This is a genomic window from Paenibacillus sp. ClWae2A (genome assembly GCF_032452295.1).
Taxonomy (GTDB): domain Bacteria; phylum Bacillota; class Bacilli; order Paenibacillales; family Paenibacillaceae; genus Paenibacillus.
On sequence record NZ_JAULSQ010000007.1, the window covers coordinates 228,924 to 247,114 of the forward strand.

Annotated in this window: 14 protein-coding genes; 2 read left to right on the plus strand and 12 right to left on the minus strand. The window is 45.2% G+C overall.

Annotated features, from left to right (window positions below; genetic code table 11):
• Position 1: 1 nt before the first annotated feature.
• The 8 genes from QVE09_RS20825 to QVE09_RS20860 all read right to left on the minus strand — a co-directional run bounded on the left by QVE09_RS20825 (position 2) and on the right by QVE09_RS20860 (position 6,854).
• Positions 2–1,195: a glycosyltransferase family 4 protein gene (locus tag QVE09_RS20825; RefSeq protein WP_315938317.1), complete on the minus strand. Its 1,194-nt coding sequence runs from the start codon at positions 1,193–1,195 to the stop codon at positions 2–4.
• 24 nt (positions 1,196–1,219) lie between these two features.
• Positions 1,220–2,182 (minus strand): NAD-dependent epimerase/dehydratase family protein, encoded by a 963-nt coding sequence (locus QVE09_RS20830; protein WP_397387072.1) that lies wholly within the window; start codon positions 2,180–2,182, stop codon positions 1,220–1,222.
• A 33-nt stretch (positions 2,183–2,215) separates the two neighbouring features.
• On the minus strand, positions 2,216–2,884 hold the full coding sequence (locus QVE09_RS20835) for a sugar transferase (protein WP_315938319.1): 669 nt from the start codon (positions 2,882–2,884) through the stop codon (positions 2,216–2,218).
• Positions 2,881–3,789, minus strand: a complete 909-nt coding sequence (gene galU, locus QVE09_RS20840; RefSeq protein ID WP_315938320.1) for a UTP--glucose-1-phosphate uridylyltransferase GalU — start codon at positions 3,787–3,789, stop codon at positions 2,881–2,883. Before galU ends, QVE09_RS20835 begins: the two co-directional genes overlap by 4 nt.
• 263 nt (positions 3,790–4,052) lie before the next feature.
• Positions 4,053–4,736 (minus strand): CpsD/CapB family tyrosine-protein kinase, encoded by a 684-nt coding sequence (locus tag QVE09_RS20845; RefSeq protein WP_315938321.1) that lies wholly within the window; start codon positions 4,734–4,736, stop codon positions 4,053–4,055.
• The gene (locus QVE09_RS20850) at positions 4,717–5,469 is read right to left on the minus strand and encodes a YveK family protein (protein ID WP_315938322.1); all 753 of its coding nucleotides are present in this window, start codon (positions 5,467–5,469) and stop codon (positions 4,717–4,719) included. The genes QVE09_RS20845 and QVE09_RS20850 overlap by 20 nt, the downstream gene beginning before the upstream one ends.
• A 48-nt stretch (positions 5,470–5,517) precedes the next feature.
• The gene (locus tag QVE09_RS20855; RefSeq protein ID WP_315938323.1) at positions 5,518–6,294 is read right to left on the minus strand and encodes a tyrosine-protein phosphatase; all 777 of its coding nucleotides are present in this window, start codon (positions 6,292–6,294) and stop codon (positions 5,518–5,520) included.
• Positions 6,295–6,449: 155 nt separating this feature from the next.
• Positions 6,450–6,854 (minus strand): hypothetical protein, encoded by a 405-nt coding sequence (locus QVE09_RS20860; RefSeq protein WP_315938324.1) that lies wholly within the window; start codon positions 6,852–6,854, stop codon positions 6,450–6,452.
• A 377-nt stretch (positions 6,855–7,231) separates the two neighbouring features.
• Between QVE09_RS20860 and QVE09_RS20865 the strand changes: the two genes are divergently transcribed.
• Complete coding sequence (locus QVE09_RS20865) at positions 7,232–7,600, plus strand: helix-turn-helix domain-containing protein (protein ID WP_047841965.1); 369 nt, start codon at positions 7,232–7,234, stop codon at positions 7,598–7,600.
• Between the two features lie 98 nt (positions 7,601–7,698).
• On the opposite strand, the gene QVE09_RS20870 is transcribed toward QVE09_RS20865, so the two are convergent.
• The 4 genes from QVE09_RS20870 to QVE09_RS20885 form a co-directional block, all read right to left on the minus strand.
• Complete coding sequence (locus QVE09_RS20870) at positions 7,699–7,854, minus strand: hypothetical protein (RefSeq protein WP_017690128.1); 156 nt, start codon at positions 7,852–7,854, stop codon at positions 7,699–7,701.
• Positions 7,855–8,089: 235 nt separating this feature from the next.
• Positions 8,090–12,688: a glutamate synthase large subunit gene (gene gltB, locus QVE09_RS20875; protein ID WP_315938325.1), complete on the minus strand. Its 4,599-nt coding sequence runs from the start codon at positions 12,686–12,688 to the stop codon at positions 8,090–8,092.
• A gap of 670 nt (positions 12,689–13,358) precedes the next feature.
• Positions 13,359–15,641 carry a YhgE/Pip domain-containing protein gene (locus tag QVE09_RS20880; protein WP_315938326.1) on the minus strand — a complete coding sequence of 761 codons (2,283 nt, stop codon included), beginning with the start codon at positions 15,639–15,641 and terminating at the stop codon, positions 13,359–13,361.
• Between the two features lie 206 nt (positions 15,642–15,847).
• A complete protein-coding gene (locus QVE09_RS20885) occupies positions 15,848–16,429 on the minus strand; it encodes a TetR/AcrR family transcriptional regulator (RefSeq protein WP_315938327.1) in 582 nt (193 codons plus the stop codon).
• A gap of 382 nt (positions 16,430–16,811) precedes the next feature.
• Between QVE09_RS20885 and QVE09_RS20890 the strand changes: the two genes are divergently transcribed.
• Positions 16,812–18,026, plus strand: coding sequence for an MGDG synthase family glycosyltransferase (locus tag QVE09_RS20890; RefSeq protein WP_315938328.1), 1,215 nt, complete (start codon positions 16,812–16,814; stop codon positions 18,024–18,026).
• The last annotated feature ends 165 nt before the right edge of the window (positions 18,027–18,191 follow it).

Below are 18,191 nucleotides of genomic sequence, written 5' to 3' on the forward strand. Positions count from 1 at the left end.
TTTACCCTCCACGCCTGATTAACTTATCGTATATATTGATATGTTCTTTAAGAAGATAGGCTTCATTAAAAGTCTGGCTATGCGTATAACATTGTTGTTTCAATTGAACCTTATCCTGTTCGGGTAAATGATAATATTGAAGAATTCCTTGAGCAATAGCCTCTGAATTATAGGCAGGAAATGAAAATTTCCCCGATTCAACCAGAATCTCTGGCATGCCCCCCACACGTGATGCATATACAGGCGTGCCTACTTGATAGGATTCGATCACTACTCTTCCAAAAGGCTCAGCCCAAGTGGAGGGAACAACGATAATATCCATCTCTTTCATCTGTGGGGCAATCTGAGATTTATCCAGTTTCCCTCTAAAAATAATGCGTGATTCTGACCCTGCTAACTGTTTCAAATGGTGTAGCAGTGGACCATCCCCAAAAATGTGCAGGTTGCCCACAATATCCTGTCCAAGACTTTTTACCGCCTCAATTAGATATTGAACACCCTTTACTTCCGTTAATTGCCCAAAATAACCGATATTCAATGGCTGATGATGGTGAATCTCTTTCTGTGCATACAACTGCTGAACATTGTTGTTCTCCTCTACAATGTTATGAACGACATGTTTGGAGGATCGTTCGAAGAAACCAAGCGTTGTATGGCTCCCAAGGATATGATTGGATATACCAATTACCGAAGATATCATTCGGCTGCATCTTCTTGATATTTGTCTATATAACCTGGAGTAGGCTGAAATTTTGATCGGGTCAATTAATGAAAAGTCACGTAGTGTATGCACAACCGGAATATTTAACTCATGTGCAGCCTTCCAGATCGCCAGGCTCAGACCAGGGATATTCTGTGTATGAATAATAGCAGGTTGTAATCTGGTTAGATACGCCTTGATGTATCGATATTGCCTAATATTAAAGATATCCTGGACTCTCCACATCATCTTATTGGCTGCGGACGTTTCTTGTACGGAGTCTCCGATCCAGTACCGATTGTTATAGGGCAGCCGCGAGATTTCAATCCCGTTAATCATCTCTGTACGTATTTCCCTTTTCTCGTGCCCACCTACAGTAATGACTTTGACCTCATAATGACGATTCATCGTCTGCGCCAAAATTTGTGTTGATATCTCTGCGCCTCCAATGATATGGGGTGGATACAAGCTGTGAGCAATTAATACTTTTTCCATTCTTCTCAACTCACTTTATCAGCTTCATGAGGTTTCCTGTAGCATCGCCCGGTAATGATCGATCGTAAGTTTTAATCCTTCTTCCAAGCCAATCTCCGGTTCCCAATTTAAAATTTCTCGCGCCTTATCAATAACCGGACGTCTAACCTTAGGATCATCTTCTGGCAAAGGTAAAAAAACGAGATTGCTGTCTGATTGCGTAAGCTCTTTAACCAAACGAGCAACTTCAAGTACGCTATATTCCGTGGGATTACCAATGTTAATGATTTCCCCATTCGCTCCATCTACAGCCATCAGTTGCTGTAGTCCTCGAATATTATCATCCACATAACAGAATGAGCGTGTCTGTGATCCGTCCCCGTACACCGTAATATCCTGTCCTGTCAGTGCCTGTGTTACAAAGTTGGAAATGACACGACCGTCATCGTTCCGGAGTCCTGAGGAATACGTATTGAAAATACGCGCTACTTTCACGGGAACACTGTGTTTCGTGTAGTATTCATAACAAAAAACTTCGCCCAAACGCTTGGCCTCATCATAACAGGCTCTTGGTCCCCAAGTGTTCACGTTACCTCGATAACTCTCAGGCTGTGGATGAACTTCGGGATCTCCATAAGCTTCACTCGTACTCGAATACAGGAACTTGGCTCCTTTGGTACGGGCGAGCTCCAGCAAATGATAGGTTCCTCGAGTGTTCACCCAAATCGTCCCGATCGAATCCGCCTGATAGAATTTGGGTGAAGCGGGTGAAGCCAGATGATAGACTTCATCCACAGGCTGATCAACCAGAAAATCCAGGGATTCGGGTAAAGTAACATCAGCTTCAACGAAAAAAAAGAGGGGGCTGTTAGCCACCCCTAGCAGATTTTTAGAAACGCCTGTAGAAAGGTTATCTATTCCGGTAACCCGATGTCCCTGATCAATTAATGATTTGACTAGATGTGAGCCTAGGAAACCGGCCGCTCCCGTCACTACAACATGTTTCAATGCGATCACACTCCATATTATCTAATGAGTAGGTTAAAATGTATTACTTTTGATCATAACGCCAATGGTTTTAAAAATGATAATGATGTCCATCTTCAAAGAGACGTTAGAGATGTAGTGAAAATCATATTGCAGATTGTCGTGAATCGGTTCCTTACGAACATCACTAACTTGCCATAATCCAGTAATCCCTGGTTTCACCAGAAAACGTCTGCGCTCCAGATCCGTGTAGCTCTCTTCTACGATTCGCTTCATTTCAGGTCTGGGACCTATGAAGCTCATCTCACCCTTAATAATATTAAGCAATTGTGGCAGCTCATCCAGGCTCGTTTTACGCAGTAATCTACCCAGCCGTGTAATTCTCGGATCATTGCTTGTCGTTGGAGATACACCATATTTCGGCGCATCCGTACGCATTGTTCTGAATTTATAAATACTAAATTTAACTCCGTTTTTCCCGTAACGTTCTTGTCTGAATATTACAGGCCCTTTGGAATCAAGCTTAATCATAATTGCTGCAACAAGCATGACCGGTGATGTAATCAGCAACAGCACAGCCGCAATAATAAAATCGATAAACGGTTTTATTATGTCAGCATATCCGCCAACACGCTGGGAGTAAGGCTGTTCAAATACTGCCGAAGTGCCATCCTTGGCCAGAGCTTCTCCACTCCCAAAGTATTCCGGTCTTGAAAGTTTCACAGACTATCCCCTCCTGCTACAAGCATTTGGTTCAATTGTTCCTTCATTAGAATCTCTTCTATCGCCATTAGGACCGGCGCACGCAATTCTTTATTTTTGAGAGCAAAATCAAGTGTGGTCAGGATATAACCCAGTTTCTCACCGACGTCAAACCGAGACCCTTCAAAATCATAAGCACTAATTCCTTCATCCCGATTCAACATTTGCAGCGCATCCGTGAGTTGGATCTCACCACCTGTACCCACATTTTGTTCTTCCAGATACTCAAATACTTTAGGTGTCAAAATGTAACGGCCCATAATAGCCAAGTTGGAAGGCGCTGTACCCAATGGTGGTTTCTCAACCATGCTGTTTACAGAAGACAAACGCCCCTCTGTGTGCAATGGATCAATAATTCCGTAGCGGTAGGTTTCACTTGGACTTACCGTTTTCACACCGAGTACAGATTGTTTGACCTTCTCATATTGCTGAATTAACTGCTTCGTGCACGGTACATCCGATACCACAATATCATCGCCAAGCAATACAGCAAACGGTTCATTGCCAATAAAGTTTCGAGCACACCATACTGCATGCCCAAGTCCCAGTGCTTCCTTCTGCCTTATGTAATGAATATCAACGTTGGAGGACTTTCGGACTTCTTCCAGTAAGCTGAGCTTTCCTTTTTCGAGCAGATTTTGCTCCAGTTCAAACGCGCTATCAAAATGATCTTCAATCGCACGTTTTCCCTTGCCCGTTACAATAATAATGTCCTCAATCCCGGAAGCTACAGCTTCTTCAACGATGTATTGAATGGTTGGTTTATCCACAATAGGGAGCATTTCTTTAGGCATTGCTTTTGTAGCGGGTAAAAATCGAGTTCCCAATCCAGCTGCGGGAATGATTGCTTTCCTCACTTTAGTCATAAATACCACCCTATCCATTATTATTTTTTATTTTTAAAAGCATGAGTTGGATCATTTAAATCCATGAAACCATGAAATAAATTGATGTCATTCTTACTTTTAATTTCATAAAAGGGCATTAAACCCACCCTCACATCACACCCTTGACGATATACGTCTAAGGTACACTACCCACAGTGTGACCGAGTGCCTACCTTGATAAAGGTATAGTAGACATGACCTTAACATATGATTTGATTTGCAAAAATCGTTTTGCTCTTTCGTTATACTTGTTCCCCATAGTAAGCACTGCGGCTCTTCGGCAACTGTACGTTATTTAACACGGCTCCAAGGATCCGTGCATTCACATGTTCAAGATGAGCTTTCGCCTTTTTGACCAGATCCTTCTTCACCTTGCCTGCACTGACTACAAGAATGACACCATCGCATAATGAACTAATAATTAATGCATCCGTAACGGTCAGAACCGGTGGGGTATCAAATAAAATAACATCATATTCTTCTTTCAGACCCTCAAGTAGTGCCGTCATTTTACGAGAACCAATCATCTCTGAGGGATTAGGAGGGATAGGACCAGAAGACAGGACATGCAGCCCTTCCACTCCAGTCTCCCGAAGTACTTCCGTTACCTTATATTGGCTGGACAATACACTAGTCAGTCCCACGTGATTGGGGACATTAAACATACGATGAACCGAAGGTTTGCGTAGATCTGTATCCATAAGCAGAACCTTTTTCCCTTCCTGTGCATAGGTAACAGCCAGATTACCAATCGTTGTTGTTTTCCCTTCACCGGACGATGCTGAAGCAATCATGATGGTTTGGATCTGACTGTCAATGGATGAGAATTGAATATTCGTTCTTAACTTTCGATAAGCCTCCGATGACACAGATTTAGGGTTAGCCATCGTTACAAGACTCCCTTTTTCATTGGTTAGCCGTGGCATACTGACCATCACCTACCTGTTTTTGAGATGTTGTTGATTGTTTGGAAAAACGACCTTCGTCTTTTCTAATCTTGGAAATGACAGCAAGTGTAGGTATGCCTAGTTCCTTTTCCAATTCATCTTCCGTTTTCAAAGTATCGTCCAGGTATTCCAGAAGGAATACAAACCCTACCGCCAATAGAAGTCCAACAATAAAACTGATCAGAATGTTGATAACGGGATTTACATTAATGGGCTTGGAAGAATCCGTAGGTTTGGCTTCACTCAAAATCGTTACGTTGTCCACTTTCATAATTACGGGGATTTGGGATTTGAACACTTTGGCAACTGCATTTACGGTTTTTGCCGCTTTTTCGGAAGATAAACCGGTGACAGTCAAACTCATAACCTGGGATTCATTCGCGGTGGATACCCGAAGACTCTGTCCCAGTTGATTGCCGTTCAAGCCAAGGTCGGGGTATGTAGCTGCAACTTTATCGAGGATTGCTGAAGATTTAATGATTTCCATATATGAATTGATCACTTTAATATTGGTCTGAATTGAGCTAATATCAAGACTTGGAACCCCTTGAGCATTGTATGTCTGGTTAACAATTAATTTGGCGTTCGCTTCGTAAATCGGCACAGTCAAAAAAAAATTTTTAACACCTGCACCGATACAAGCAACGGCAACAAAGGCAATGATAATCCAAATTCGTTTTCTTAAAATCTGCATATACCCTTTTAGCTCCATATTCTATTCCTCCCATTCAAATCAACAGTTATAATGAAGAATTGTCTCCTATACATGCTTGACTGGTTTCCAGAACAACACGCTGCGTTTCTTAATCGGGGGCACTTCAAGTTTTATGATTTGGTTGTTCCATACCGACCACGCATTATTTTGCAAGTTATGAACCAGATTTCTTCCAAATCGATGTTCCAGCATGTGATATGCGGCAGTCAATGTAAATGTCCGATCTTTTGTATCATGTGCATCTGATGAAATGAAATGAAACCCGTTTTCTTTACAAAAATGAAAACACCACTGCCGAACTTTCCGTCCGAAAAGCCCAGTGAAAGATTGAGCTGTGAGCTGACATAGTCCGCCTTGACTCAAGTAATCAGCCAACAACCTCGGCTTCTTCAAAATGACACGATTGCGTTCCGGATGAGCAATAATAGGGGTAATTCCCGCTATTCGTAATTCATGCAGTATCCTGGGGAACTGTGAGGGAATATGACCAAAGGGCAGTTCCAGCAACATGTAACGACTTCCGGCGAGTGTGCAGCACTTTCCTGCATATAAATCTCCAATCAGGTTGTCATGCACCCTGATCTCCTGTCCGGGACGGATCTCCAGGCGAATGTTACGTTTGCGAAGTTCTGCATGAAGCAGGTTCACGGCCTGATTGACCACCATCGGTTCATTGTTGTATTGCCCGTTCAGGTGATGCGGAGTAGCAATAATGGAGGTAATTCCTGAGGCTGCCGCCTTCTCAGCCATCGCAACGGACTGCTCCATTCGAACAGGACCATCATCCAGACCGGATAATATGTGGCAGTGCATTTCAACCATATCCAAACTTCCTGAAATAGTATGAGCCCCCTCGCCCCTTTATTCATTGCGCAAATGCTTTTGGTGTTAAAGAACTAATGCATAACGCTATGAAATATAGTAAAATGGCGTTAAGTACATGTTTTGTTCAGAAAATGTTAAGAATTGACTTGGGATTATATGGTGAAATCAATGTAATGATAGGGTTCTTGCAGAGCCTTTTGTTCTGTTGCCTTTTCATACTGAAAACGGGAAACCGTGGGAAACTTAACTTCAGTAAGCATTGTGTTTAACTGTCCAGTTATATATAGTTTCTGTTCGTGCTGAATATGCAAGTTTGAATGATACATTGTGAGCTCTCCGAAGGGCTGTTTCCATTGCAACCTTGCGTGAAGTCTTACACATACATGATGATCTTCAACATCCAAACCAATGAGCATTTCTGATGATACTGGCAAGTTCAGGTCGCTCAGGAAGGTGATTGCTTGAGTGTCCATTCCAAGTAACAGAACAGGGCGTCTTTTGCGGTCTACCATTTTCCCATGAAACTCCTGAATGTACATATGGACATTTAATTTCATATCAGCCCATTCCTGAATTATTGAATACATGGTTTCATTCCTTTAGAATGGATTAGCCTACATGGACTGCCTCTCTTCCTTCTCACAGGTATATGGTCCAGGCAACCAGGAGATACTTAAAATATCCCAAATGATACACTTTGTAACTCCATACGTCCAATTTACGATACAATACGTATCATGTCAAGCGGTATTTGGACATGGTTCTTTTGATTTACGACAATTTGAGATGTCCTTAGACAGACCTATTTACAAATGAAAATGGGTTAAAGGAAACACATGAGGATTCACTCTTTTGCAGGAAAGCTGCCCTGATCAAACACTTGGCTCAGGATTGTTTCAATATATATTTGATGTCGTTCAGGGGGAAATAGCTTATGAGCTACGGAAATCGCATTGCGGAATTACGGGAACAGCGGGGACTTACTCAAGAAGAACTTGCGAGCTCCATTCATATTACAAGAGCAGCCCTCTCCCACTACGAGAAGAACCGACGTAAACCGGATTTCGAAGTGTTAACGAGACTTGCTGACATCTTTGATGTGTCTATTGATTATCTTATAGGACGTACGAAGCAAAGTGATGTCGTGATGGATGAAGACGTACGTGAATTCGTGGATACCTTGGAGTTATCGGACAAAGAAGTGTTAGAACGCTTCGATCTGATGATTGATGGGAAGTCCTTAACGGAAGAAGAGGCCCGTCGTTTTATTGCGTTTGTCCGAATGGAACGCAGCATGGACTAAACCCGAAAAGAGGACCCAGTTCCCGAGAGATGGCATCTCTGGCTTCTGGGCTTTTTTTTGTGTCCTAATTCCCTTCCATCCCATGGTTGTCTATTGTGTCAAGGACGCTTGTTGTTGACGGAAGATACGAAATGGTTCCAACGCTCCGGGTCGATTCCGCATTGCAGTAAAACTTTCATGATGTCCATCTGGGTTGCTTCGACTTGTTTCCCTGTCGGCCTACGATCGTCCCTGTTTGGATGCTTCATATTCATTCCGCTAACCTCTCTTATCTTTATACTTTCCCTGCCCTCCAAAACTAGCCTTATTATACTTGAGAACGTTCCTCGATGTTGTCGTCTCATGGCGATAACGTTTTTTGATGGGGTTCTAATTTTGTCGAAAGCCAAATAGGAGCTATATGGTGCCAGAATGGCAACCCTATAGCTCCTATTATTCTTAATACAACCTGTTCATGCAATTACACACACCTTTTGAAGAAGGAAGTTATTAGCCTCCAGCACGTGCAAGTTCACGCATATTCGCTTCAAACGCTGCAAGCAGCGCTGCTTCTCCAGTCAAGCCTGTTGCCTGAATCCGTTCGATCTGTTCTGTCATACGCTTGAAGTCCTTCGGAATAACCCGAACGAACTGATTCAGCGCATCTTGCCAGTTATCCAGAACGCGCTGACCGACAGCACTTCCGGTATTGGCAACATGACGTTGAATCATGCCACGCAGATCTGCACTTTCGGCCACATCTTCGATACGCTCCAAAAGAACCATTTCCAGATTACAACGTTTCAGGAATGTGCCTTCCGGATCATACACATAGGCAATACCTCCGGACATCCCTGCTGCAAAGTTACGACCTGTATCGCCAAGTACAACGACACGTCCACCTGTCATATACTCACAACCATGGTCGCCTACTCCTTCAACGACGACTTTGGCGCCCGAGTTACGTACAGCAAATCGCTCACCCGCAATACCACGGATATACGCTTCACCGCTTGTTGCTCCGTAGAGAGCCGTGTTACCGATAATGATGTTATCTTCCGCCTCAAACGTTGCTTTCGGAGAAGGCATCACGATCAGTTTACCTCCGGACAGTCCTTTACCTACGTAGTCATTGGAATCCCCTTCAACGGTCAAGGTCATACCTTTAGGTACAAAGGCCCCAAAGCTTTGTCCGGCAGAGCCGACAAATTTGAATTTAACCGTATCTTCAGGCAATCCTGCGAGTCCATATTTGCGTGTGATCTCACTACCCAAAATGGTACCTACTGCACGGTTAACGTTTGTAATTGGAAGCACCGCTTCAACCGGTTGACCGGATTCAATAGCAGATTGTGCCCGTGGCAACAATTGCTGCATATCCAGCGTTTCTTCCAATTGGTGGTTCTGATGTTGTGTGCGGTAACGTGCAGAACCTTCCGGCATTTCAGGCACGTGCAGCAATACAGACAGATCCACACCTTTTTTCTTCCAGTGATCTACGGCTTCTACCGTTTCGAGGCAATCTGTACGTCCGACCATCTCCTGAATAGTACGGAAACCAAGATCAGCCATGATCTCACGCACATCTTCAGCGACAAATCGCATGAAGTTAACCACATGAGCTGGATCACCCATATAATTTTTACGCAATTCCGGATTCTGTGTCGCTACCCCAACCGGACAGGTATCCATTTGACATACACGCATCATGATACAGCCAAGTGCAACGAGTGGTGCTGTAGAGAAACCATACTCTTCTGCTCCAAGCAAGGCTGCAATCGCCAAGTCACGGCCGTTAAGCATTTTGCCGTCTGTTTCGAGGACAACACGGTCACGCAGATTGTTCAGCATCAACGTTTGATGTGTCTCTGCAAGACCTAGTTCCCAAGGCATACCTGCATGACGAATCGAACCTTGCGGTGATGCACCTGTACCACCGTCATAACCGCTGACGAGGATAATGTCGGCACGGCCTTTGGCTACACCAGCTGCGATGGTACCCACGCCCACTTCCGATACAAGCTTCACGTTAATCTCAGCACGCGGATTGGCATTTTTCAAGTCATAGATCAACTCCGCCAGATCCTCGATCGAGTAGATATCGTGATGCGGTGGTGGCGAGATCAGACCTACACCCGGTGTAGATCCACGAACTTCAGCAACCCAAGGATACACTTTGCGTCCTGGCAGCTGTCCGCCTTCACCCGGTTTAGCTCCCTGAGCCATTTTGATCTGAATCTCGTCGGCATTAACCAAGTAGTTGGATGTAACACCAAAACGTCCGGATGCGACCTGTTTAATCGCACTGCGACGGGAATCCCCGTTGCTATCTTTAATGAAGCGAGCCGGGTCTTCTCCACCTTCACCGGTATTGGATTTACCTCCAACACGGTTCATAGCGATGGCAAGATCTTCATGCGCCTCTTTACTAATCGAACCGAAGGACATTGCACCTGTTTTGAAACGACGCATGATATCTTCTACGGATTCAACTTCTTCGAGTGGAATGGAAGCTCCCACCGGTTTCAGCTTCAGCATGGAGCGAATGGTCAGCAATTGATCATTCTCACCTTGCACAAGTTTGGAATATTTTTTATACAGCTTGTAATCCCCAGTGCGTACTGCATGTTGCAGGGTATGAATGGTTTGCGGATTGAACAGATGCTCTTCTCCGTCGTTACGCCATTGATAATCCCCACCGGAATCCAATACTTTATCGTTACCGTCTTTTTCCGTAAAGGCACGGTTATGATGTGTCAGCGCTTCGGCTGCCACTTCTTCCAGCCCAATTCCGCCGATACGGGAAGGTGTCCAGGTAAAGTAACGGTCAACGAAGTCTGATTTCAGACCCACCGCTTCGAAGATTTGAGCTCCACGATACGATTGAATCGTAGAAATCCCCATTTTGGACAACACTTTAGTAACGCCTTTGGTAGCTGCTTTAATGTAGTTTTTCACTGCTTTCTCATGCGAGATGCCACGCAGCAACCCTTGTTGAATCATGTCATCCAGCGTTTCAAAGGCCAGATAAGGGTTCACGGCACTTACACCGTAACCCAGCAGCAACGCGTAGTGGTGAATATCACGCGGCTCTGCCGATTCAAGCATAATGCTGACTTTTGTTCTGGTTCCCTGGCGAATCAGATGGTGATGCAGACCTGCTACAGCAAGCAATGCAGGAATGGCAGCATTCTCGGCGTCCACACCGCGGTCAGACAGGATCAGAATGTTATGACCTTTGTCGATGACACGATCCGCAGCTTCGAAGAGCAAATCCATCGCTTTGCGAAGTCCTTCTGCTCCTTCCGCAGCAGTGAAGAAGATTGGAATCGTCATGGAGCGGAAGCCTGGGCGACGCACATGGCGAATCTTCGCAAAGTCTTCATTAGACAATACCGGTGTATCCAGACGGATCTGGCGACAACTCTCCGGTTCAGGGTTCAGCAAGTTGCGCTCAGGACCAATGGTCGTTGCCGTAGACGTTACAATCTCTTCACGGATTGCATCGATTGGCGGGTTGGTTACCTGGGCGAACATCTGTTTAAAGTAGTTGTACAGACGCTGTGGACGATCCGACAGGACAGCCAGCGGTGCATCATAACCCATCGAACCTGTAGCCTCCATACCTGTTGTTGCCATGGGCTCCAGGATTTTACGCAGTTCTTCAAATGTATAACCATATGCCAGCTGAAGCTGGGTCACGTTATCATGTTTTGGATCAGGAAGTTCCGGTGCTTCCGGCAACTCGCTCAGATCCATCAAATGCTCATCAAGCCAATCCTGATACGGATTCTCGGCTGCAATGATTGCTTTTACTTCCTCATCCGCGATGATGCGGCCTTCTTGTGTATCCACAAGCAACATCCGACCTGGACGCAGACGATCTTTGTACAGGATCTCTTCCGGCGCGATATCAAGTACCCCAACTTCTGAGGACAGGATAATACGGTCGTCCTTGGTTACATAATAACGAGCTGGACGCAAACCGTTACGGTCAAGTGTTGCACCAATTTGCAAACCATCTGTAAAGGCCATTGCTGCTGGTCCATCCCAAGGCTCCATCATTGTGCTGTGATATTCATAAAATGCTTTCTTGGCAGGGTCCATGCCCTCATCTGTGCTCCAAGGTTCAGGAACCATCATCATGGCCACGTGTGGCAGAGAACGGCCGCTCAGATACAGGAACTCCAGCGTGTTATCAAACATGGCTGTATCCGATCCGTCCGGATTGATAACCGGTTTTACTTTCGCGATGTCGTTACCAAACAACTCGCTCTCGAACAAGGACTGTCTAGCATGCATCCAGTTCACGTTACCACGCATCGTGTTGATCTCACCGTTGTGGATCATGAAGCGATACGGGTGGGCACGTTCCCAGCTTGGGAAGGTGTTCGTACTGAAACGGGAATGCACGAGTGCAATAGCCGATTCAACAAGGTCTTGCTGCAGATCCAGATAGAACTCTCCTACCTGTTCCGTTGTCAGCATGCCTTTATATACAATTTTGCGACAAGACAAGCTTGGAAGGTAGAATGAACCGCCTTCTGCTTCATCTGCCGAATAACGAATAGCCAGCTCAGCGCGTCTGCGAATAACATACAGCTTACGCTCGAATCCAAGCTCATCCTTCACATCTTCGGATCTTCCAATGAACACCTGACGTACATAAGGTTTCGCTGCAAGTGCAGAACGGCCAAGCATTTCATCAAAAGTAGGAACATCCCGGAAACCCAGGAACGTCTGCCCTTCTTCTTCAATAATCTTCTTAAGGCTCTCTTCGTGCGCACTACGAATGGCAGGGTCTTGGGAAAGGAACAACATCCCTACGCCATAGAAGCCCTGTTCAGGCAATGCAAAACCAAGACGTTCCGCTTCCTGTGCAAAATAGCGATGTGGAATCTGAATCAGGATACCTGCTCCGTCACCGGAATTCGGTTCACTTCCCTGTCCTCCACGGTGCTCCATGTTACTGAGCATGGTCAGTGCCTGACTAACGATATCGTGTGAAGGTACTCCTTTGATGTTGGCAACAAAACCCATTCCGCATGCGTCTTTTTCGAACTGCGGGTCATACAGACCCTGTTTTGGAGGTAATCCGATGTGTCTCATGGAACGCAACCTTTCTATAATGAAGTATTTCGGAAAGATCAAGAACATAGGCAACAGGCAACAATGAAACGGGAGGAGCTGGCCTTTCGCTTGCGATAGAGCCTGCTAGATAGAAGAGGTGACAGCATGAGACTGCCAAAAATAATGCCTGCTATTGGGCAGAAACCATTAAATGAGATGAGCTGATCCGGACGATCCGGCAAACAGCATGTATAAATCAACACGCAGCCGCTGGCACGGCTACTGAAATGGAGCGACGTTTTTTTGATATAGTTCTATTATTTTAACACCGACCTAACATCAGCGCAATTTAAACTTTTTAATACCTCTGATAAGAAATGTTTTGCAGCACAGCTTTACAGTGATGACGTTTAAATTCATCTCTTTTTCGAATAATTATACACTTTTTATGCCAGAGTACAACTGAATTAAATTGCTGACAGAAGAAAATCGTTCCATGTGCAGCCTACGTTTATCCATAATTCCACCAAATTTTCACTGCTTAAGCCAGCGAAACTTTAATTCTCTATGCATTTGTATACAAAATAGCCTGCAACCCCTTTTTGGGGTCACAGGCTATTTGCACTATTTGACTACTATATTGCATAATTTCACTACAGAAAATAAAGTTTTTTTCAAAAATATGACCCTGCTGAAGATCAGGTTCGACTTATGCCGTCACAACTTGACCAGAATCAGCCTGTTCGACTTCTTTTTTCGGACGTCTGCCATTCCAGAGGAAGTAAGCAAGCGTCAGCAGAATGGATACACCTGCATAGATGCTAAGAATACCTGCCTGATGCCACATCACATCCAGATTACCACTCGATACAACGGCTTTGAAGCCCATAATGCTGTGTGTCATTGGCAACCAAGGGCTAAATGCCTGAAGCCATGATGGAATCAGCTCTACCGGGAAGGTCCCTGCACTAGCCGCAAGCTGGAAGACCAGAAGCAGAATGACAACATAACGTCCAGGCAGATCCAGCCAGGTTACAAGTGCCTGAACGATCAACATGAAGGTCAGCCCCGTAATAATGGTAAACAGATAGAACAGCCCTACGCTGTGCGTCTCCAGTCCAAGACCATATAACATGAAACTTGCCACGATAACTGATTGGAAAATACTTACGGACCCAAATACCAGTGTCCGGCTGACAAAACGATTCCAGCCTGTTGCACCAGGTACGGACGTTTCCCGCATTTTCAATACAATCGTAGAAATCAACGATCCCACAAACAGACCGATTGACAGGAAGAACGGGGTTAATCCTGTACCATAATTGCTCACGTTCTCTGCTGTGTTCTCCGAGGTGTTTACCGGTTCAGCGAACATGTTCACCACATCATCCGTTTTCTTAACTTCGGATGTTTTCTGCGCGGCATCATTCAACTTGGTTGCGAGCTCACCTGAGCCATCTTTTAGCTCGGTAAGACCGTCAGCCAGTTTGCCTGCGCCATCACCCAGTTGCTTGGAACCATCAGTTAGTGAATTAACGCCACCACTGAGTTTACCTACACCCGTTTGCAAAGCTGTTGTCCCTGAGCCCAGCTGCTTGGCACCATTTGCGAGCAAAGTACCACCACTTGCAGCATCACCCAGTTTGCCGCTGAACTGCTTCAGACCATCGGAGAGCTTCGCTCCCCCTTGACTGAGCTGTCCGGCTCCTGCCAGCAATTGCTTTTGTCCATCTACCAGCTGGTTTGCACCAGCAAGGAGTTGCTCCTGGCCACCATGAAGCTCGGATGCACCCGCAGCCAGTTGCTGGTTACCCTGATGCAGTTGATCTGCACCCTGCGCAAGTTTCTGCTCGCTTTCATGTAATTGCGCACTGCCATCCGCAACCGCTTCACTAGCCGCAAGCAGTTTCTGTACATCCGCATTTTCAGCCAGTTCGGGGTTTGATGCAGCCAGCTGCTTCAATCCGGCGGCTACACTCTGTGCTCCATCAGCAACCTTGCCGCTGCCATCTACAGCCGATTGCAGGCCTGTTGCCAGTGTACCGCTGCCCTGAACAGCACTTTGCAGACCATCCGACAGCTTCGCACTGCCCTGTTCTGACGATTTTAGGCCAGCCTGCAACTTACTTGTGCCATCCAGTGAAGACTGGAGTCCGGTTTCCAACTTGGCGCTGCCATCCTTCAACTGATCTGCTCCGCTCTGAAGCTGGCTAGAAGCAGCTGTCTGAAGCTGTTGCAGACCGGATACAAGATTCGATGTTCCACTTTCAAGCTTGGTCGCCCCTGTGTGCAGCGCGTTGACACCATCACTTAATGGAGAAAGTCCTTCCTGAAGTTCAAGCGTTCCGGATGCGAGCTTCTCCAGGTTATCCTTGAGCTTAACCGCACCATCATCCAGTTTGCCTGCGCCGGTATTCAGTTCACCTGCCCCATCGCCTGCCTCAGCCAAGCCATCCGATACTTCGGAGAACTTGTCGAGTAATGTCTCTGCATAGGATTCCGTTACTTTGGCTGAGACTTTTGCTTTCAGGTCCTTAATAGCGGTCTTACCGATCTGTGCACCGACAAAACTGTAATTACCATTCGGTTCATAGATCAGATCAGCCGGCTCCGGCTTGTCATCGAGCAATGTTGTTGCTTGGGATGAGAAGTTCTCCGGAATCGTAATTTGCATATAATATTTGTCATTACTCATGCCTTCTTTGGCTTGACTCGCACTGACAAAATCCCATTTGAAATCGGCATTTTTCTTCAGCTCATCCACCAGATCACTACCTACATGAAGTGATTTGCCTTCCAGCTCAGCGCCTTTATCCAGATTGACAACGGCAACCGGCATCTCATCCACATGACCATACGGGTCCCAATAGGCTGCCAGATAGATGCCACTATACAGGATCGGTATAAACATAATTGCAATAACAGGGATCAACACCTTCGGGTTTCTCACGGCCGATCCCACATCCTTGAAAAACACGGATAAAGATTTCATGTCATTTTCTCCCCTTAATCTCTCTGCTCCATAAGCAGGAATAACTATAATGAAATACAATGTCGCATTCCAGAAAACATCCTGAAACACGAACTGACCACTTTACTCAAACAGTCACTTTAGGACAAAAAAACAACCTGTCTTCCGACAAGCCTCACTGCTTGATACGCATAAAAATCCTTATATTATAGTAGATTAAATTCGGATTACGTTACAACAGCAATTCCTTCCATTAAGAAAAGGCGAAAGTAAGTCTTGATTTCCTCTTTGCTCAGCGGTTGATGTTGTTTACTCCAGTCTGAGGTGAGTGCAATATACAGACGAATCATCATAAAAGCGACAACTTGTGGATCACAATCCCGAATCTCTCCATTGTCCTTTGCTTTCTCAAGTTCCCGAGCCAGGAAGTCGGAAATGACCTTCTCCACTTTGTCCAAACCTTCCTTGGCCTGCAGTGTTCCAAAGTCCTTCAGTTCCTGTGATAACTTAACGAGCAGATCGTGATCACGGCGGAACTCCAGCAATGCATCCAGTACTCGAAACAGATTATCGAAAAAAGCACTTTCCTGATGCACTTCACGATGCGCGATGTTCTTCATTTCCTGGATCACTTCTACCAAAATCTGATCAAACAATTGTTCCTTATTGGTGAAAAACGTATAGATCGTTCCTTTGCCAACATTCGCAATCTTGGCAACCTGATCCATCGTCGTTGCTTTGTATCCAAACATGGCAAACGACTGGGCTGCTGCATGAATAACCTGCTGTCTCCTGTCAATCGGAGCCATCATATCCCTCCTTTAATCTCATTCATTGTTCAATCGCTCTACATAAATGACCAAAAATACAATTCAGTCATTCGGTCAAATTCTACAATACCACCTTCGAAAACAGATTGCAACCCTAACATTTTAAAAATTGTGTTAATATTTTTTAACCTAAATGCAGTGGAAACTCCTTCTGTCGTCGTCTATAGTGTAAGATGACTCAGATAATACGTATATATAATGAAGTTTAGGTTGTCTCATTGTAAGATATATGGTGTAAATATTCATAGAAGAAACATGATTTTGCGCTTCAATGTATATTCATGTAATAACGCATTCCATAGCTAGAATAAACAATGAATATCTTCATTTTGAATTAAAACTTATGAATAAAGGTGAACTCATGCGAAAACCAAGAGTGCTCTTATTATCGGAAGGTTTCGGTACCGGTCACACTCAGGCCGCTCATGCGCTGGCACATGGCATCAAAAAAGTCAGTCCACATGTTCACAGTCGTGTCATTGAACTAGGCAAATTTTTGAACCCAACGGTAGCTCCACTAATTTTCTCTGCATATCGAAAGACACTGTCGGTTCAACCCAAACTGGTCAGCCTGTTGTACCGCACACAGTACAACAAATCATTAAATGGTTTTACCAAGCTGGCGTTGCACCGAATTTTCTATACACAGACAGCACAGGTCGTATCCCAACTGAAACCGGATGCAGTGATCTGTACCCATCCTTTTCCAAATGCTGTCATCTCCCGGCTTAAACGACAGGGTCTGAATATCCCGCTCTATACGGTCGTGACGGATTATGACGTGCACGGAACATGGATTAATCCGGAAGTGAACAAATATCTGGTCTCTACCCCTCAGGTCAAAGCATTGCTTGAGATCCGGGGTGTCGATTCCTCCCACATTCAGATCACGGGAATCCCTGTGCATCCAGACTTCTGGGAAGCAGGAGATAAGGTGAAGCTACGGGAAGAGATGGGGCTTCAGAACATGCCTACCGCGTTACTTATGGGTGGTGGATGGGGACTTTCTTTTGATGAGGATCATATGAAAGCACTCACGTCTTGGGCAGATCGTGTTCAATTGGTCTTTTGTCTAGGAAGCAATGAAAAAATGATCGCGAAGATGAAGGAAATGCCTTGCTTCCAGCACCCGAATATTCGTATTCTGGGATATACACGGGAAGTAAGCAAACTGATGGATGTATCCGATGTGCTGATCACGAAGCCAGGTGGTATGACATGCACTGAAGCGCTGGCCAAGGGTCTACCGATGTTGTTCATTCCTCCGCTTGCAGGTCAAGAGGAAGAGAACTGTGAATACTTTGTACAAGCCGGATACGGCCAGGTCATTCACTCTGCCGATGTGATTACCAATCGTTTCAGACAATTATGTGAGCAGGCATCCTCTCAAGCTGAAAGCCCGCTGAACGTAGCGCATAATTCAGGTAACCATTCAGTCTATGATCCGAAGTGCTGTGCTCAAGCTGTTCATGACTTATTGTTCCCGACTACACCCGAAGTCACAAAAACCTCCGTGGAGCGCTTCACAGCCGGAATTGCTGCCACGTCCTTGTCAGGTACCAGAATACCATTCTGACGTCTCTATGGACCTATAGAACAGCTCTCACGAGGTGTTATAGGGGACAAGACAATTGCCCACGATATACAAAGAAGGTTCCCTTCCGAATTTTTGGAAGGGAACCTTCTTTTATTTTCATTGATTCCACCGTATGATTTGGCAGAAAAAAGGGTAATTTAGAGT

Coding starts and splice junctions, on each gene's coding strand:
- galU (WP_315938320.1), bottom strand. CDS start 3,789: ATGACTAAAGTGAGGAAAGCAATCATTCCCGCAGCTGGATTGGGAACT.
- QVE09_RS20855 (WP_315938323.1), bottom strand. CDS start 6,294: ATGGTTGAAATGCACTGCCACATATTATCCGGTCTGGATGATGGTCCT.
- QVE09_RS20850 (WP_315938322.1), bottom strand. CDS start 5,469: ATGGAGCTAAAAGGGTATATGCAGATTTTAAGAAAACGAATTTGGATT.
- QVE09_RS20860 (WP_315938324.1), bottom strand. CDS start 6,854: ATGAAATTAAATGTCCATATGTACATTCAGGAGTTTCATGGGAAAATG.
- gltB (WP_315938325.1), bottom strand. CDS start 12,688: ATGAGACACATCGGATTACCTCCAAAACAGGGTCTGTATGACCCGCAG.
- QVE09_RS20880 (WP_315938326.1), bottom strand. CDS start 15,641: ATGAAATCTTTATCCGTGTTTTTCAAGGATGTGGGATCGGCCGTGAGA.
- QVE09_RS20825 (WP_315938317.1), bottom strand. CDS start 1,195: ATGGAAAAAGTATTAATTGCTCACAGCTTGTATCCACCCCATATCATT.
- QVE09_RS20890 (WP_315938328.1), top strand. CDS start 16,812: ATGCGAAAACCAAGAGTGCTCTTATTATCGGAAGGTTTCGGTACCGGT.
- QVE09_RS20845 (WP_315938321.1), bottom strand. CDS start 4,736: ATGCCACGGCTAACCAATGAAAAAGGGAGTCTTGTAACGATGGCTAAC.
- QVE09_RS20870 (WP_017690128.1), bottom strand. CDS start 7,854: ATGAATATGAAGCATCCAAACAGGGACGATCGTAGGCCGACAGGGAAA.
- QVE09_RS20865 (WP_047841965.1), top strand. CDS start 7,232: ATGAGCTACGGAAATCGCATTGCGGAATTACGGGAACAGCGGGGACTT.
- QVE09_RS20885 (WP_315938327.1), bottom strand. CDS start 16,429: ATGGCTCCGATTGACAGGAGACAGCAGGTTATTCATGCAGCAGCCCAG.